This is a genomic window from Vibrio sp. MarTm2 (genome assembly GCF_027587055.1).
Taxonomy (GTDB): domain Bacteria; phylum Pseudomonadota; class Gammaproteobacteria; order Enterobacterales; family Vibrionaceae; genus Vibrio; species Vibrio sinaloensis_D.
In genome coordinates this window covers 165,422-180,818 of sequence record NZ_JAPPTK010000006.1, presented here as the reverse complement: position 1 = coordinate 180,818, position 15,397 = coordinate 165,422, and the positions used below count along the sequence as shown (strand labels likewise).

At 45.9% G+C, this 15,397-nt stretch carries 14 protein-coding genes; 6 read left to right on the top strand and 8 right to left on the bottom strand.

What is annotated here, in order from left to right; translation table 11 throughout:
* Positions 1-31 precede the first annotated feature (31 nt).
* Both OH458_RS13765 and OH458_RS13760 read right to left on the bottom strand, forming a co-directional pair.
* Positions 32-871: a glucosaminidase domain-containing protein gene (locus OH458_RS13765; RefSeq protein ID WP_269978742.1), complete on the bottom strand. Its 840-nt coding sequence runs from the start codon at positions 869-871 to the stop codon at positions 32-34.
* Positions 864-1,667 carry a hypothetical protein gene (locus OH458_RS13760; protein WP_269978741.1) on the bottom strand — a complete coding sequence of 268 codons (804 nt, stop codon included), beginning with the start codon at positions 1,665-1,667 and terminating at the stop codon, positions 864-866. The genes OH458_RS13765 and OH458_RS13760 overlap by 8 nt, the downstream gene beginning before the upstream one ends.
* A gap of 384 nt (positions 1,668-2,051) precedes the next feature.
* Between OH458_RS13760 and potA the strand changes: the two genes are divergently transcribed.
* The 6 genes from potA (at position 2,052) to OH458_RS13730 (ending at position 7,976) form a co-directional block, all read left to right on the top strand.
* A complete protein-coding gene (gene potA / locus OH458_RS13755; protein WP_269978773.1) occupies positions 2,052-3,185 on the top strand; it encodes a spermidine/putrescine ABC transporter ATP-binding protein PotA in 1,134 nt (377 codons plus the stop codon).
* Positions 3,166-4,026, top strand: a complete 861-nt coding sequence (gene potB / locus OH458_RS13750) for a spermidine/putrescine ABC transporter permease PotB (protein WP_038134647.1) — start codon at positions 3,166-3,168, stop codon at positions 4,024-4,026. Before potA ends, potB begins: the two co-directional genes overlap by 20 nt.
* Positions 4,026-4,796: a spermidine/putrescine ABC transporter permease PotC gene (gene potC, locus OH458_RS13745; protein WP_038134645.1), complete on the top strand. Its 771-nt coding sequence runs from the start codon at positions 4,026-4,028 to the stop codon at positions 4,794-4,796. The genes potB and potC overlap by 1 nt, the downstream gene beginning before the upstream one ends.
* Positions 4,797-4,895: 99 nt before the next feature.
* The gene (locus OH458_RS13740; RefSeq protein ID WP_269978740.1) at positions 4,896-5,930 is read left to right on the top strand and encodes an extracellular solute-binding protein; all 1,035 of its coding nucleotides are present in this window, start codon (positions 4,896-4,898) and stop codon (positions 5,928-5,930) included.
* Positions 5,931-6,103: 173 nt separating this feature from the next.
* Entirely contained in the window at positions 6,104-7,141 is a 1,038-nt protein-coding gene (locus tag OH458_RS13735; RefSeq protein ID WP_038134640.1) for an extracellular solute-binding protein, read from the top strand.
* Positions 7,142-7,199: 58 nt separating this feature from the next.
* Positions 7,200-7,976, top strand: coding sequence for a GGDEF domain-containing protein (locus OH458_RS13730; protein ID WP_039627979.1), 777 nt, complete (start codon positions 7,200-7,202; stop codon positions 7,974-7,976).
* Between the two features lie 22 nt (positions 7,977-7,998).
* Here the strand turns inward: OH458_RS13730 and cobB are convergent, their stop codons facing one another.
* From cobB to OH458_RS13700, 6 genes are all read right to left on the bottom strand, one after another.
* A complete protein-coding gene (gene cobB / locus OH458_RS13725) occupies positions 7,999-8,736 on the bottom strand; it encodes a Sir2 family NAD+-dependent deacetylase (RefSeq protein WP_005475808.1) in 738 nt (245 codons plus the stop codon).
* 160 nt (positions 8,737-8,896) lie between these two features.
* Positions 8,897-10,117, bottom strand: a complete 1,221-nt coding sequence (locus tag OH458_RS13720; protein WP_038134632.1) for an ammonium transporter — start codon at positions 10,115-10,117, stop codon at positions 8,897-8,899.
* Positions 10,118-10,433: 316 nt separating this feature from the next.
* Positions 10,434-10,850, bottom strand: coding sequence for a hypothetical protein (locus OH458_RS13715; RefSeq protein WP_269978739.1), 417 nt, complete (start codon positions 10,848-10,850; stop codon positions 10,434-10,436).
* Positions 10,834-11,901, bottom strand: a complete 1,068-nt coding sequence (locus OH458_RS13710; RefSeq protein WP_269978738.1) for a formate dehydrogenase subunit gamma — start codon at positions 11,899-11,901, stop codon at positions 10,834-10,836. Before OH458_RS13710 ends, OH458_RS13715 begins: the two co-directional genes overlap by 17 nt.
* Positions 11,902-11,915: 14 nt before the next feature.
* Positions 11,916-12,524 (bottom strand): formate dehydrogenase FDH3 subunit beta, encoded by a 609-nt coding sequence (gene fdh3B / locus OH458_RS13705; protein WP_038134624.1) that lies wholly within the window; start codon positions 12,522-12,524, stop codon positions 11,916-11,918.
* A gap of 11 nt (positions 12,525-12,535) precedes the next feature.
* Positions 12,536-15,391 carry a formate dehydrogenase subunit alpha gene (locus OH458_RS13700; protein ID WP_038134621.1) on the bottom strand — a complete coding sequence of 952 codons (2,856 nt, stop codon included), beginning with the start codon at positions 15,389-15,391 and terminating at the stop codon, positions 12,536-12,538.
* Positions 15,392-15,397 lie beyond the last annotated feature (6 nt).

The window sequence follows — 15,397 nt, the reverse complement described above, 5'->3', positions numbered from 1 at the left end:
TTAGTTGGATAACGGGCAGTGCTTATAAGGTCTACCGACGCGCACTGGATTGAGAATTGTCTTCCCAGAACTGCTTATTATGACGAATCATGCTTTGCAAGTCGTTGACGTATGCCTCACCGCGCTCAGAGTATTTCAATAGTCCATTCGCAAGTGCCATCGCCGCCTCTGTGTCTATGAGACTTTCCCCTTGTGAATGGCGCTGGTATCGAATTTCTCTAAGCTCATGATAGGCTTTGTTTCGGTTTACATTCATGAAATACCCATGAATAGACTGCTGGGCTGAGGCGAACTTAGCCACTTCATGTGTCATTCCTTCTGAACGTTTCAGAGGGACAAGCCCACATCCCTTGCTATAACACCACTGACCAAAATAGTTATTTGCCTTAGTCGCAAAGCGAGATGTCCCCCACGCTGACTCATTAGCAGCTTGGACCAACACGAGCGCTTCGGGTATAACATCAACGCGGTGGCGCATCTGATCAAGCCAACTCTGAGTAATGCCTTCTTCGGTCAAACTGAGGTTGTAGAGACGCCCTAAGCGTTTCGCATCGCTGAGTTCAGATGAGGTCAAATTACCGGCATCAAACGACGTTTGGATAGCTTCAAGTCGTTTGCGTTCCTTTTTAACGCGTTCATTCTCTAGCGCGATACCCGGCCTTAAATAATCGAAAAACGCCTGTTTCTTTAAGCGCGTTTCAGTAATTGCAGAGAAGTCAGGCGCAGCCCCCAAAGCCTTTGCTTTACTGTTGGTTTCGGTTTGATAGGCAGTTTGGCGCTCTTCTTCTATTCGGTTTTTCTCGTAGCCATAAAAACTACAGCTGGCTAATAGGCCAGCTGTAGCAATAGCAATAAATTCACTTTTACGCATTGAACACTTGTGAATCATTGTCGTTGTCATCCCCATTTTTCGGACGGTCTGAAGCGATGATCTTCAGTTTAATACCAAACATATTGCGATAAATGATGCCTTTAACGTGGAAGAAGAAAGGCAAAACAAAAATCAAACCAATGCCATAGAGCATTACGCCAACCATGAACATAATCACGATGAAGAAATAGATGCCCAGCAGCGGGAATAATTTCTTGTTCACAGCACGAAGCGATAGCAGTAAAGACTGCATTGGCGGCACTTTCTTTTCGCAAATGAGTAACATCGAATTACTGAACGCGAGAGAAAAGTACAAAGACAGAAACGGCAGCAATGTTCCCGCAATCCCTTGTAAAACAAGACTGGCCAGCGTCGCAATGATAACGGGAATGGTGAACTGTAAACCTTTACCAATATGTCGAGGTTTGGTTGATAGCCCGGCAGCGTGACTCATTGCCATAAGGCTGATTCCCGCATAGATTGGTGCGCTGATGACCTCAAAGCTGAAATTAGCAATCATGATCGCGCTGAAGACGCTCGGGTCGAATGACTCAGGATCTAAAACCGCATCAAAAATCACCGATGGGTCACCAAGTTGTAGCTTTAACGCGATGACGAATATGGCGACTTGAATCGCGATGAGCAACACGATGGCAGGAGAAAAGGACAAGAAGTTCTTTATCGTGTGATTCCATGCCTCTTTAAGAACATCGCCAGCGTTGAGCTCATAGTTACCTTCAAGCGCACGCTCAATACTTCCACCTAAATTAAAATCTTTCTCTATGTCGTTATTCATTACTAAGTCCGATGCCTCATCAACTGACTAGGCAAACTGGTTGATTAATGCTTTGTTGCAAGTGAGAGACATTATACTGAAACCCCTCAAACTCCAAAATCAGATCCATGCCAATTACTTGCTTTCTTGACTTTATGGTTGATAATTGACCATTAAACGCATTTACAAAGCCTAGATTCCTGATTCAGAGAGAAAAATACCCTACTCCAAAGCGTGTAAAAGGTATAGAGAGAGTATGGTAAGAAAAGTTTACTTTTACCTGCAAAAATATTTCGGTTTCAGGATAAGAAAATGCTTTGATTTCACAATTTTGGTGATTATGATGCGCGCCTCTATTTTGTGTAACTACGGGTCTTCGCTAAAACTCGCGACATAATGACCATTGTGGGAGAAAAACAGACGTTGAACGCTAAACAAAAAGCAGGACAACCAGTTATTCGTCTAACTGGTATTAGTAAAAGTTTCGATGGTAAGGAAATCATCGGTAATCTGAATTTAGATGTGAACCATGGTGAATTCCTTACCATCCTTGGTCCATCGGGTTGTGGTAAAACAACCGTTCTTAGAATGATTGCTGGTTTCGAAACCGCTGACCAAGGTGACATTATTCTTGATAATCAGAATGTAACCTCAGTCCCTGCAGAACAAAGGCATGTCAACACTGTATTCCAAAGTTACGCACTCTTCCCACATATGACCGTGTTTGAGAACGTAGCATTTGGGCTGCGTATGCAAAAAAAACCGGCTGCGGATATCGAACCTCGCGTCATGGAAGCATTACGCATGGTTCGCCTAGAGAAAATGGCGCAGCGTAAACCCCATCAGCTATCAGGTGGCCAGCAACAACGTATCGCTATCGCGCGCGCAGTTGTGAACAAACCTAAAGTCCTGTTGTTGGATGAATCTCTCTCTGCGCTCGATTACAAACTGCGTAAACAAATGCAAATTGAGTTAAAGCAGCTTCAGCGCCAGTTAGGCATTACCTTCATCTTCGTAACACATGATCAGGAAGAAGCACTCTCTATGTCTGACCGCATTATCGTTATGCGTGACGGTGTGATCGAGCAAGATGGTTCTCCACGTGAGATCTATGAAGAACCGAAGAACTTGTTCGTCGCTCGCTTTATCGGCGAAATCAATGTGTTCAATGCGACCATGCTCGAGCGTTTAGATGACAAGCGCATTCGTGCAGACATCGAAGGTGTTGAATCTGTGGTTTACTACGATCAAGACGCGCAATCGGGTGACAAACTACAAGTGCTTCTTCGCCCTGAAGACTTACGTATCGAAGAGATCAAAGAGTCTGAGCAAAAAGGCATTGTTGGTCACGTTACTGAGCGAACCTACAAAGGTATGACCTTAGACTCGGTCATCGAGCTCGAATCAGGTATGCGTGTGATGGTTAGCGAATTCTTCAATGAAGACGATCCCGATGTGGACCACTCTCTTGGACAAAAAGTCGCAATCACTTGGGTTGAGAGCTGGGAGGTGGTACTCAATGATAAGCAAGAAGCTTAATCTACAAAACGCCATCATTGCCCTAATTGTTGGTTGGTTAACACTGTTTGTGCTGATCCCTAACGTCATGATTATTGGTACCAGTTTCCTCACACGTGATGAAGCTAATCTAATCGAAATGACGTTCACTTTAGACAACTATGTGCGCTTGATGGACCCACTGTACGCCAAGGTACTGTGGCACTCATTCTACATGGCGATTGTCGCGACGCTGATCTGTTTGGTCATTGGTTATCCATTTGCCTACATCGTGGCAAAAATGCCTGAGAAATGGCGACCAATCATGTTGTTTCTGGTGATTGTTCCGTTTTGGACTAACTCGCTGATTCGTACGTACGGCCTTAAAATCGTATTGGGTACTCAGGGCATCTTGAACAAATCGCTGATGGCAATGGAGATCATCGATAAACCGATTCGATTGATGTACACCGAAACTGCGGTAATGATTGGTCTGGTCTATATTCTGCTGCCGTTTATGATACTTCCGCTCTACTCAGCGATTGAGAAGTTAGACCATACCTACACGGAAGCGGCGCAAGACTTAGGGGCAAATAAGTTCCAGATATTTACCAAAGTAACGCTCCCTCTGACCATGCCTGGCATTATTGGAGGCTGTTTATTGGTGCTACTGCCTGCATTAGGTATGTTCTACATCTCTGACCTACTCGGCGGAGCGAAAAACTTATTGATTGGTAACGTCATTAAGAGCCAAGTATTGAACGCACGTGATTGGCCATTTGGTGCCGCGACCAGTATCGCCCTAACTATTGCGATGGCAATCATGCTTTACGCCTACTACAGAGCGGGCAAATTATTGAATAAGAAAGTGGAGCTAGACTGATGGGCCGTACAGTTAGATTTAGCTTTATGACATTGGTGTATGCGTTTTTGTATTTACCAATTATTGTCTTGATTGTTAACTCGTTTAACGCCAACAAATTTGGCATGAAATGGGGCGGTTTTACCACAAAGTGGTACGAAACCTTGATCAACAACGACAGCCTGATGCAAGCCGCGTGGCACTCGTTAAATGTTGCGATTTTTTCAGCAACAGCAGCAACCATCATTGGTAGCTTAACGGCTGTTGCCCTATTTCGTTATACCTTTAAGGGTAAGGGCGTGGTAAACGGAATGCTATTTGTCGTGATGATGTCTCCAGACATCGTTATGGCGATTTCGCTGCTAGCGCTGTTTTTGGTGATGGGAGCACAACTAGGATTCTTCACCTTGTTGGTTGCTCACATTACATTCTGTCTGCCGTTTGTGGTCGTGAGCGTATACAGCCGCTTAAATGGCTTTGACGTCAAAATGCTTGAAGCGGCCAAAGATTTGGGCGCAAGCGAATGGGTTATCTTGAAGCAAATTATTTTGCCTCTTGCTAAACCAGCAGTTGCGGCTGGCTGGCTGTTGAGTTTCACCCTATCACTAGACGACGTGATTATCAGCTCGTTCGTGACAGGTCCAACATATGAAATCTTACCGTTGAAGATCTATTCAATGGTGAAAGTCGGCATTTCACCTGAAGTAAATGCCCTCGCAACCGTGATGCTGATTGTCTCACTAATTTTGGTTGTAACATCTCAGTTGCTAGCCAGAGAAAAAGTGAAGTAGAACCCGCATCGAAAAACACGAAACAGAATGGCATGTCGCCATTCTGTTTTTCTATCCAATCTCCATTGTGGAGATACGTTTGGTTTGGAGCTAACGTCAATGAAAAAATGGGCTACTTTATTAGCTGGTAGTGCATGTGCGCTTTCTCTGTTCTCAGGAGCAGTTGCAGCGGACGAAAACAAAGAACTTGTATTTATGAACTGGGGTCCTTACATCAACAGTAATATCCTAGAGCAATTTACAAAAGAAACTGGCATTAAGGTGATTTACTCGACTTACGAGTCGAATGAAACACTTTATGCAAAGCTAAAAACACATAACCAAGGTTATGATCTTGTCGTACCGTCAACTTACTTCGTCGCTAAAATGCGCGATGAAGGAATGCTGCAAAAAATCGATAAGTCGAAACTGAGTAACTTCTCTAACCTAGATAAGAACTACTTGGACAAACCTTACGATCCAAACAACGACTATTCAATTCCTCATGTAGTTGCGATTACTGGCCTTGCCGTTAACGCCGACATGTACGATCCGAATGACTTCACGAGCTGGGCTGACCTATGGAACCCAGAACTTGAAGGTCAGCTAATGTTAATGGATGACACCCGTGAAGTGTTCCACATCGCTTTGCGTAAACTGGGTTACTCTGGTAACTCAACCGATCCGAAACAGATCGACGAAGCGTACGCTGAACTACAAAAATTAATGCCAAACGTACTGGTATTTAACTCTGACAACCCAGGCGCTCCATATATGTCTGGTGAAGTTGGCGTAGGCATGCTTTGGAACGGTAGTGCGGCTGCGGCTCAAAACGAAGGTATGAACCTAAAACTTGTCTTCCCTAAAGAAGGCGGTATCGGTTGGGTTGACAACTTTGCCATCTCTTCGGGTGCGAAGAATGTAGATGCGGCTCATAAGATGATCGATTTCCTGCTTCGCCCAGAAATTGCCGAGCAAATCTCGCGCGATACCGGTTATTTAACAGCGGTGGCTGAGTCTAATGCCAAGTTTAAAGACGTGGCTCCCCTATTCCCTTCTCAAGAAGATCTGGACCGTGTGGAGTGGCAAGATTCGGTAGGCGATTTAACCGTGAAGTATGAAGAATACTTCCTAAAGCTTAAAGCGGGTCAATAACCCAAACTAAACAGGAAAATAGGCAGCATTCGCTGCCTATTTTCGTCATTGGCTGATATAATTTCTGTTTGCATGGTTTGTTGTTCTAACAAGCGACTTAACTCACTGCTTACCCAGCGTACATAAGCTTGGAAATGCTTATGCTGTCTAAGCACAGGAAAAACGGAAAAATAATGAAAAGTAAATTCTATGCAAGCGCACTGTGCGCGGCGACTCTGATCGCTTCCCCTGCAATGGCTGCTGATCAAGAACTCTACTTCTACAACTGGTCTGAATACATTCCAAACGAAGTTCTTGAAGACTTTACAAAAGAAACCGGAATTAAGGTGATTTACTCAACTTACGAGTCTAACGAAAGCATGTACGCTAAGTTAAAGACTCAAGGTTCTGGTTACGATCTAGTAGTACCGTCTACTTACTTTGTCTCTAAGATGCGCAAAGAAGGCATGCTACAAAAAATTGACAAAGAGAAGCTTTCTCACTTTGCCGATCTTGATACAAACTTCCTAAACAAACCGTTCGACCCAAACAACAGTTACTCTATCCCTTACATCTGGGGCGCGACAGGTATTGGCATTAACTCAGACATGCTAGACAGCTCTTCAGTAACGAAGTGGGATGACTTCTGGGATAGCAAGTGGGAAGGCCAACTTATGCTGATGGATGATTCGCGCGAAGTCTTCCATATCGCCCTAACTAAGCTTGGTTACTCTCCAAACACCACGGATCCAGATGAAATCAAAGCAGCATATGAAGAGCTGAAAAAGCTAATGCCAAACGTATTAGTTTTTAACTCTGATTTCCCAGCAAACCCATACTTAGCAGGCGAAGTTTCTCTTGGCATGCTTTGGAATGGTTCGGCATACATGGCGCGTCAAGAAGGCGCATCTATCAACATCATCTGGCCTGAAAAAGGCGCTATTTTCTGGATGGACAGCCTAGCTATTCCAGCAGGCGCGAAGAATATCGAAGCGGCACACAAAATGATCGACTTCCTACTTCGCCCAGAGAATGCAGCGAAAATCGCTCTTGAGATTGGCTACCCTACGCCAGTGGCTACAGCGCACGATCTACTGCCTAAAGAGTTTGCGAACGATCCAAGCATTTTCCCACCACAAGAAGTGATGGAAAGTGGTACGTGGCAAGACGAAGTGGGTGAAGCAAGCGTGCTTTACGACGAATACTTCCAGAAACTTAAAGTAGATAATTAAGCGATTTATCTTACACTTAATAAAGCGGCATCTGCCGCTTTATTAGTTTGAGAGGACTATGTACAGAGTCACCCTTTTCTTTCTTTCATTGCTGATCATCGTCCAATTATTACTATTGGTGATGAGCCATTTCTTCGCTGTTGATTCACGCTACGATCTGCTTTTCGAGACAAACACCCTCTTTCTGGTGATCTATTTAGCTTACATCTCTCTACGAACGGTGCGTTCCAACTCATTAGTTAATTACGGAGTTGGCTTACTGATAACAAACAGTTTTTATGAAGTCGTCACGGAAATCACTTACTTCAACGACATCGCAGCGCAACATCCGTTAGTTGACTCGTTTCTAGAAGACGGCTTGTTACAACTTTCGTTCTTGTTGTTGGCCTTTGGCATTACTCGTATGGTCAATAAAGCGAAAGAGAACGCCACTATTGATGAGTTAACTGGGCTATACAACCGAAAAAAGCTCAACAACATCACTCTGGAAAAATTTGACTTAATCTACTTTGATTTGGATGGCTTAAAGCTAGTCAACGATACACAAGGTCATGCGCAAGGCGATATTATGTTGGTTCGCTTTGCACAGGCGTTACGAGAATCGACTTCTGAGGCGGAGCAAGCGTTTAGGCTGGGTGGCGATGAATTCGCTGTTGTGGCGTCGCCAGGGGCAGGACTCGCGTTCATTCACAAGATCAACGCTCATCTAGAAGGTGAAGACATCAAGTTTAGCTATGGTATTGATTCAACAACCAAGACTCAGTTCCATCAAGCGTTAATCAATACAGATAAAGCCATGTATGAAATGAAAAAAGCTCAGCGAGGCAAGCGCTGAGCATCTATTCAAAGCGCAACGTTTATGCGTGCTTTGCTTGAGGTTTCTGCAAAGCTAGGATTTCCTCAACCAGTTTCGGGACTTCCACACTGGCTTTTCCATAACGCTTCTCTTCAAACTCGCTCTCAACAGCACTTGGCTCTAAATTAATTTCTATTGTATGGGCGCCATGCATTTTCGCATCGTGAACAAAGCCTGCAGCGGGGAAAACAACCCCTGACGTACCAATCGAAATGAACAGATCTGCATCTTCTAGGGATTGATAAATCTCGCCCATTCGTAATGGCATTTCGCCAAACCAAACAACATGAGGTCGCATTTGAGACGGCATTTGACAGCAATGACAAAGATCGCCCGTTTTGATTTCACCCAACTCTTCAACCACTTGATTCGATACGCTGCAACGTGCTTTTAGGAGTTCGCCATGCATGTGAATGACGTTCGAGCTGCCACCTCGCTCATGTAGGTTATCGATGTTTTGTGTAATCACGGTAACCGTCCCGTCTAGCTCGGCTTCCAGTTGCCCTAAGGCGATGTGAGCTGCATTGGGTTCAATATGCGGTTCTTGTAGCATGATGCGGCGTTTATTATAGAAATCTTGAACAAGATCAGGGTCGCGGGCAAATCCTTCAGGGGTCGCGACATCTTCTATGCGGTGATCTTCCCACAAGCCATCTTGCGCTCGAAAAGTTTGAATACCTGATTCAGCTGAGATCCCTGCTCCAGTGAGAATTACGACATTACGATACGGAAACTTCATACCACATCCTTATATTTTTCCTTTAGATGTAGCTTAGCACTTCGCTAATAACATCAGAAGTTATGCGGATTAGACCATAGTCGAAATCAAACGAGTTATACAACGTAATGTGAACTAAAACAAAAAAGGCGACCGAAGCCGCCCTATCTCAACCGATTGTTTAATCGTCACTCGTGGCAGAGATTTTATGAATCGCCAAGTCTGCGCCATTGAACTCATCTTCTTCCGATAAGCGTAAGCCCGATACTTTGTTAATGATGCCGTAAACAACCAAAGCGCCCCCAACGGCAATCCCAATGCCGACTAACGTGCCGAGCAACTGAACCACAAAGCTCACGCCTCCGAGACCACCTAACGCAGTCTGGCCGAAAATGCCCGCAGCAATGCCACCCCACGCACCGCAAACTCCGTGAAGCGGCCAAACTCCAAGAACATCATCGATTTTGGTTTTGTTTTGAAGGTAGGTAAATAGATAGACAAATAACGCCCCCGCGACAGCACCCGTGATCAAAGAGCCGATGGGATGCATTAAGTCAGATCCGGCACAAATGGCGACCAGACCTGCTAAAGGACCATTGTGAATAAAACCTGGGTCGTTTTTGCCTGCGATTAAAGCAGCAACAATTCCACCTACCATCGCCATCAATGAGTTCATCGCGACGAGTCCGCTGATGCCATTAAGCGTTTGCGCTGACATCACGTTAAACCCAAACCAGCCAACACACAGAATCCATGCGCCGAGCGCTAAAAACGGGATATTCGATGGCGCAAAGTTGGTGTGCTTTCCTGCTCTGATTCGCCCTTTACGCATACCGAGAAAGAGAACCGCAACCAACGCAATCCAACCTCCGACACCATGCACAACAACGGAGCCTGCGAAATCATGGAACCCATAGCCAAATTGTGATTCGAACCAAGCCTGCAAACCAAAGTTGCCATTCCAGATCATGCCTTCAAACACTGGGTAGACCAATCCAACCGTAAAGAAGGTCGCCACAAGAATAGGATAAAAGCGGGCTCGTTCAGCAATCCCGCCAGAAACGATGGCAGGAATCGCAGCGGCAAAGGTTAGTAAGAAGAAGAACTTGACCAGCTCATACCCATTTCCTTGGGAAAGAGTTTGTGCGTCAGCGAAGAAGTTTGCTCCATAAGCGACCCAATAGCCGATGAAGAAATAGGCAAGCGCTGAAATGCCGAAGTCTGCAAGAATTTTAACCAGAGCATTCACTTGGTTTTTATGTCTGACCGTTCCGACTTCGAGAAATGCGAATCCAGCGTGCATTAAGAACACCATAATGGCACCAAGAAGAAGAAAAAGTGTGTCCGAACTTTGAGTCAGGGTTTGAACGGCTCCATGAACCTGACTGGCTGTTACGCTCATCCGTATAAGTCTCCATTTTTGTTTGTCGCGCACTTTTCCTGTGCGTCATATAACATCGCTCACCACATTGGTGATATTGCTTGAAGCCCTGATACGGCAAGTTACATGCCACTAAACTATGATTTTATAACCAACATCTTAGTGATTGAATTTATTAAAATAATTAAAGGATTCAAATTGAGAGTGACGATTTGAATGTGCAAACTTGGTGAGGAGATGCACCATGAAAGGGATAGTTGCACCAGATAGAGGCGCAATCTTTTGGTGCATAAAAAAGAGCCCTGAAGAAATCAGGGCTCGCGTAGTATGAGGCTTTTTACAGGTTTGGGCCTTTTGAAAAGCTAAATGGTTGGTTGTCTTTGAGTTTGCTCATGCCTTGGAACATGCGGATAAACCAAATCACTATCGCAATTGCACCAAATAACATTCCTACGTATGGGATGTAATAAGCAACCTCGTCGATGATATGACTTTGATACCAGTAATCATTGACCCCTTTCAGGACACCATTTGACGTCGCTACCGTGATGATCAATACGACAAAGTAGGTTAAGTTCAGGAAGAAAGTTCGAATCAAGCCGTAATAGTGAGAATCGATTATTTCGCCATCTTCACCTCGGTCTAAACGGTAACCCGCGTAAACAATCGCAATCACGCCTGAAATTAAGCAGGTAAACGGAGTAAAACAACTTAAGATGTACGCAACCCAAATACCATTATGAGGTTTGTTCATTTGTCTGCGCTCCTTTTACTTCGTGGTCAGAGATCGCAGTGTTTGCATTTCCACCCTGCTCTTCTCGCTCTTTAGCCATCATCTCTTCATACCAAAGGTCATGATGCTCTTTGGCCCAAGTTTCATCAACCTCGCCCGTTACCATGCCTTCAAGTGCTCCTTCCATTCCGAATAAACCGATATAGATGTGGAACACGAAACCACAGATTAGAATCAGAGCCGCTAACATATGGACAAGGTTAGAAAGCTCCATATCACGTCGTGTCTGACCAAAGATTGGGAAATCCAAAACCAAGCCGCTGAGCGCAACGACCGTTCCCACAACAATGAGTAACCAGAACAGCGCTTTTTCACCAGCGTTAGAGAACTCTGCTGATGGATGCGAGCCTTTATGTTTACCTACCATGCCACCAAGCTTCATAAACCAAGCAAGATCGACTTTCTTGAAGATCGACTTTCGCCACCACTTAATCAGCACACACAGCAGCAACACGTAGAAGATTGGACCAATGTAGTTATGGTATTGCTTCGCCAACATGATGATGAAGCCCCATAGCTCAGACGGAATGTACGGCTTAAGGAAATGTTTACCATAAACCAGCATTAGCCCACTAAACGCTAAGGTTAAGAAAGTGAATGCAATGCTCCAGTGAAGAGCGCGATCCAATCGAGACCAACGCTTGATCTTCTTACCTGTTCTTGGCGCACTTAACATAAGTGGGCCAATGACAATGTACATGAGAGTAACGAAAGCGATACTACCGAAAATCGCCACAGCTCCCGCTGGTGACATCCATTTCTCTTTCAAAATGTACCAGGTTTGCCCTGGGGTACTGATCAGCATTCCATGCTCTGGGAACTGAGACGTCGTGTAGCCCTCTTCGCCTTGACGAACTTGACGCCAAAAATCGGCGCCAGCCAATTGGGTCATTTCACGTTGTGCAACTTCAGACTCTTTTTGCTCAGCATGCGCAGGCAGCGATAAAGCAAAGAGTAATGCTGCCATCATTGACAGCATTACAAGAGATGCACGTTTAAACATTGAAAACATGAATCTCTCCACCCTTAACTTTTCGTTGCGTCGTAAGACAAGTCGTTACCATTCGTCCAACCCGCGCCTTTCGCACCGCGCTCAACCACACGTTGACGGAAGATATCAGAGACTTTCTCTGCATCACCCGCCAACAGCGCTTTAGTTGAACATAGTGAAGCACACATCGGTAGTTTACCTTCAGCAATACGGTTCGCCCCGTACTTCTGACGTTCTTCTACTGAACCTGGCTCTGTTTCAGGACCACCTGCACAGAAGGTACATTTGTCCATCTTACCGCGCTCGCCAAACGCTTCCTGTTTAGGGAACTGAGGCGCACCAAACGGACAAGCAAACAGACAGTACCCACAACCGATACAAAGGTCTTTGTTATGCAGCACGATGCCATCTTCTGTGTGCTCGAAACAGTCTGCCGGACACACCGCCATACAAGGCGCATCAGTACAGTGCATACAAGCAACCGATATCGAGTTCTCACCCGGTTCACCATCGTTCAAGGTAACAACGCGGCGGCGCTGAATGCCCCACTCTAACGCGTCGTCATTTTCGTTCTTACATGCAGTGACACAGCCGTTACATTCGATACAGCGCTTGGTGTCACAAAGGAATTTCATTCTAGCCATTTGTTGACTCCTTAAGCTTTGCGAATGTTACATAGGGTGACTTTGGTTTCCTGCATTTGCGTAACAGGGTCATAACCGTAAGTCGTTGCAATATTGGCAGATTCACCAATCACGTATGGGTCTGTCCCTTCAGGGTACTTGCCGCGAAGGTCTTCGCCTTGGAACTTACCGCCGAAGTGGAATGGAATAAATGCCATGCCCGGCTTCACGCGTCGAGTCACCATCGCTTTCACGTGGATTCGACCTTTCTCTGCACCTTCAACCCAAACCATTTCGCCATCTTTGAAGCCAAGATCATTGGCATCTTTCGGGTTCACCTCAACAAACATTTCTTGTTGAAGCTCAGCAAGCCATGGGTTTGAACGAGTCTCTTCACCACCACCTTCGTACTCAACCAAACGTCCTGAGGTTAGGATGATTGGGTATTCACCGGATACATCTTTGTCTTGAATTGACTTGTACATGGTTGGCAGACGATAGATAGACTCGCTGTCGTCCCACGTTGGGTAATCCGCGACTAGGTCACGACGTGGTGTGTAAAGCGGTTCACGGTGCAGTGGCACGCGATCTGGGAAGGTCCAAACTACCGCGCGCGCTTTCGCGTTACCAAAAGGAATACAGCCGTGCTTGATTGCTACACGCTGAATACCGCCAGATAAGTCGGTCTTCCAGTTTTTGCCTTCTGCTGCTGCTTTCTCTTCTGCTGTAAGGTCGTCCCACCAACCCAAAGATTTCAGCAATTTGTCACTGAACTCTGGATAGCCATCTTCAATCTCACAACCTTTTGAGTAGCTGTCTTCAGCAAGAATATTGGTGCCTTCAAATTCCACACCAAATCGAGCACGGAAGTTACCGCCGCCCTGAGCAACGGGTTTAGATGTATCGTAAAGGATATGCGTGCCTGGGTGTTTCATCTCAGGCGTACCCCAACATGGCCAAGGCAGACCATAGGTTTCACCGTGAGCTACACCGCCTTCTGCTTCCAGCGTGGTTTTGTGGAAGGTATGCCAGTTTTGTTGGTGCGCTTTTAAACGCTCTGGGCTTTGACCTGTATAACCAATCGTCCACATACCCTTATTAAATTCACGAGTAATGTCTTCGATAACAGGTTGGTTGTTTTCCACTTTCACGTTCTTGAACAGCTGCTCAGCAAAGCCTAGCTTCTTGGTCAGCAGGTACATGATTTCGTGGTCAGGCTTTGAGTCGAAAAGAGGCTCAACGACTTTATCACGCCACTGGATAGAGCGGTTAGACGCCGTCACACTGCCGTAAGTTTCAAACTGAGTAGTAGCAGGTAGAAGATAAACCCCATCGGTACGATCGTTCATTACCGCCGCGACGGTTGGGTATGGGTCGACGATAACCATCATATCTAGCTTTTGCATCGCTTTACGCATTTCTACGCCGCGAGTCTGGGAGTTAACCGCGTGCCCCCAATAGAACATAGCGCGAATGTTGTCGTTTTGTTCGATGTTATCTTTGTTTTCTAGAACACCATCAATCCAACGAGACACAGGAATACCCATGTTGTTCATTGGCTTTTTGCCGCGGTACTCGTTTTGGTCGAAGCGGTTTTGTACCCACTCATGGTCTAGATCCCAAACCTTAGACCAGTGTTTCCAAGCACCATCTGACAGACCGTAGTAACCAGGAAGTGTGTGCGAAAGTACGCCAAGGTCAGTTGCGCCCTGTACGTTATCGTGACCACGGAAGATGTTCGCACCGCCACCAGATTTGCCCATGTTACCTAGCGCAAGCTCAAGTACACAGTATGCACGTGTGTTGTTGTTACCAGTTGTATGTTGAGTACCACCCATACACCAAACCACACAACCTGGGCGGTTTTCAGAAAGCAGTTTCGCGGTTTTGTAAACGTCAGCTTCAGCCACACCCGTTACACGCTCAACTTCTGCGGGGTTCCATTTAGCAACTTCTTCACGGATCTCATCCATGCCGAATACGCGTTGGCGAATGAATTCTTTGTCTTCCCACTGGTTAGCAAAGACATGCCATAAGATACCCCAAATGAAGGCTACATCAGAGCCTGGACGCAGCGATACGTAGTGATCTGATTTTGCAGCGGTACGTGTGCGACGCGGGTCAGCAACAACGATCTTACAGTTGTTTTTCTCTTTGGCGATCAAGATGTGCTGCATGGCAACTGGGTGTGCCTCAGCTGGGTTTGATCCAATGAACAGCATCGACTTACAGTTGTGCATGTCATTGAACGAGTTAGTCATCGCGCCGTAGCCCCAAGTGTTGGCTACACCCGCTACGGTTGTTGAGTGACAGATACGCGCTTGGTGATCGACGTTATTGGTGCCCCACAGTGACGCCATTTTGCGGAACATGTACGCTTGCTCGTTATTGTGCTTCGCGCTACCAAGCCAATACACTGAGTCAGGACCCGATTCTTTACGAATATCGAGCACTTTATTGCCGATCTCTTCGATCGCTTGATCCCACGAAAGCTTTTTCCACTTACCGCCTTCTAGTTTCATTGGGTATTTCAAGCGACGCTCACCATGTCCATGCTCACGCAGTGCAGCCCCTTTAGCACAGTGGCCACCAGCGTTGAAAGGATGGTCAAACGCAGGCTCTTGCCCTGTCCAAACACCGTTTTGCACTTCAGCATAGATACCGCAGCCCACAGAACAGTGAGAACAGATCGTACGTTTGACGTCGGTTTTAGCACTTGGATCAACAGACTTTGCTTCTGCTTTCTTGATCATGCCCGGTGTAAATAGGCACGCACCTGCAACCGCACCACCAGCAGCCAATGAGCTGTTTTTCATGAATGCGCGGCGTGAAATACCCAATTGATTTTGTTCTTTGCTCACACTATCGGAGCGTTTAACGAGTTTCATTGCTTA

Coding starts and splice junctions, on each gene's coding strand:
- OH458_RS13765 (WP_269978742.1), bottom strand. CDS start 871: ATGCGTAAAAGTGAATTTATTGCTATTGCTACAGCTGGCCTATTAGCC.
- OH458_RS13760 (WP_269978741.1), bottom strand. CDS start 1,667: ATGAATAACGACATAGAGAAAGATTTTAATTTAGGTGGAAGTATTGAG.
- potB (WP_038134647.1), top strand. CDS start 3,166: ATGATAAGCAAGAAGCTTAATCTACAAAACGCCATCATTGCCCTAATT.
- potC (WP_038134645.1), top strand. CDS start 4,026: ATGGGCCGTACAGTTAGATTTAGCTTTATGACATTGGTGTATGCGTTT.
- OH458_RS13740 (WP_269978740.1), top strand. CDS start 4,896: ATGAAAAAATGGGCTACTTTATTAGCTGGTAGTGCATGTGCGCTTTCT.
- OH458_RS13735 (WP_038134640.1), top strand. CDS start 6,104: ATGAAAAGTAAATTCTATGCAAGCGCACTGTGCGCGGCGACTCTGATC.
- OH458_RS13730 (WP_039627979.1), top strand. CDS start 7,200: ATGTACAGAGTCACCCTTTTCTTTCTTTCATTGCTGATCATCGTCCAA.
- cobB (WP_005475808.1), bottom strand. CDS start 8,736: ATGAAGTTTCCGTATCGTAATGTCGTAATTCTCACTGGAGCAGGGATC.
- OH458_RS13720 (WP_038134632.1), bottom strand. CDS start 10,117: ATGAGCGTAACAGCCAGTCAGGTTCATGGAGCCGTTCAAACCCTGACT.
- OH458_RS13715 (WP_269978739.1), bottom strand. CDS start 10,850: ATGAACAAACCTCATAATGGTATTTGGGTTGCGTACATCTTAAGTTGT.
- OH458_RS13710 (WP_269978738.1), bottom strand. CDS start 11,901: ATGTTTTCAATGTTTAAACGTGCATCTCTTGTAATGCTGTCAATGATG.
- fdh3B (WP_038134624.1), bottom strand. CDS start 12,524: ATGGCTAGAATGAAATTCCTTTGTGACACCAAGCGCTGTATCGAATGT.
- OH458_RS13700 (WP_038134621.1), bottom strand. CDS start 15,391: ATGAAACTCGTTAAACGCTCCGATAGTGTGAGCAAAGAACAAAATCAA.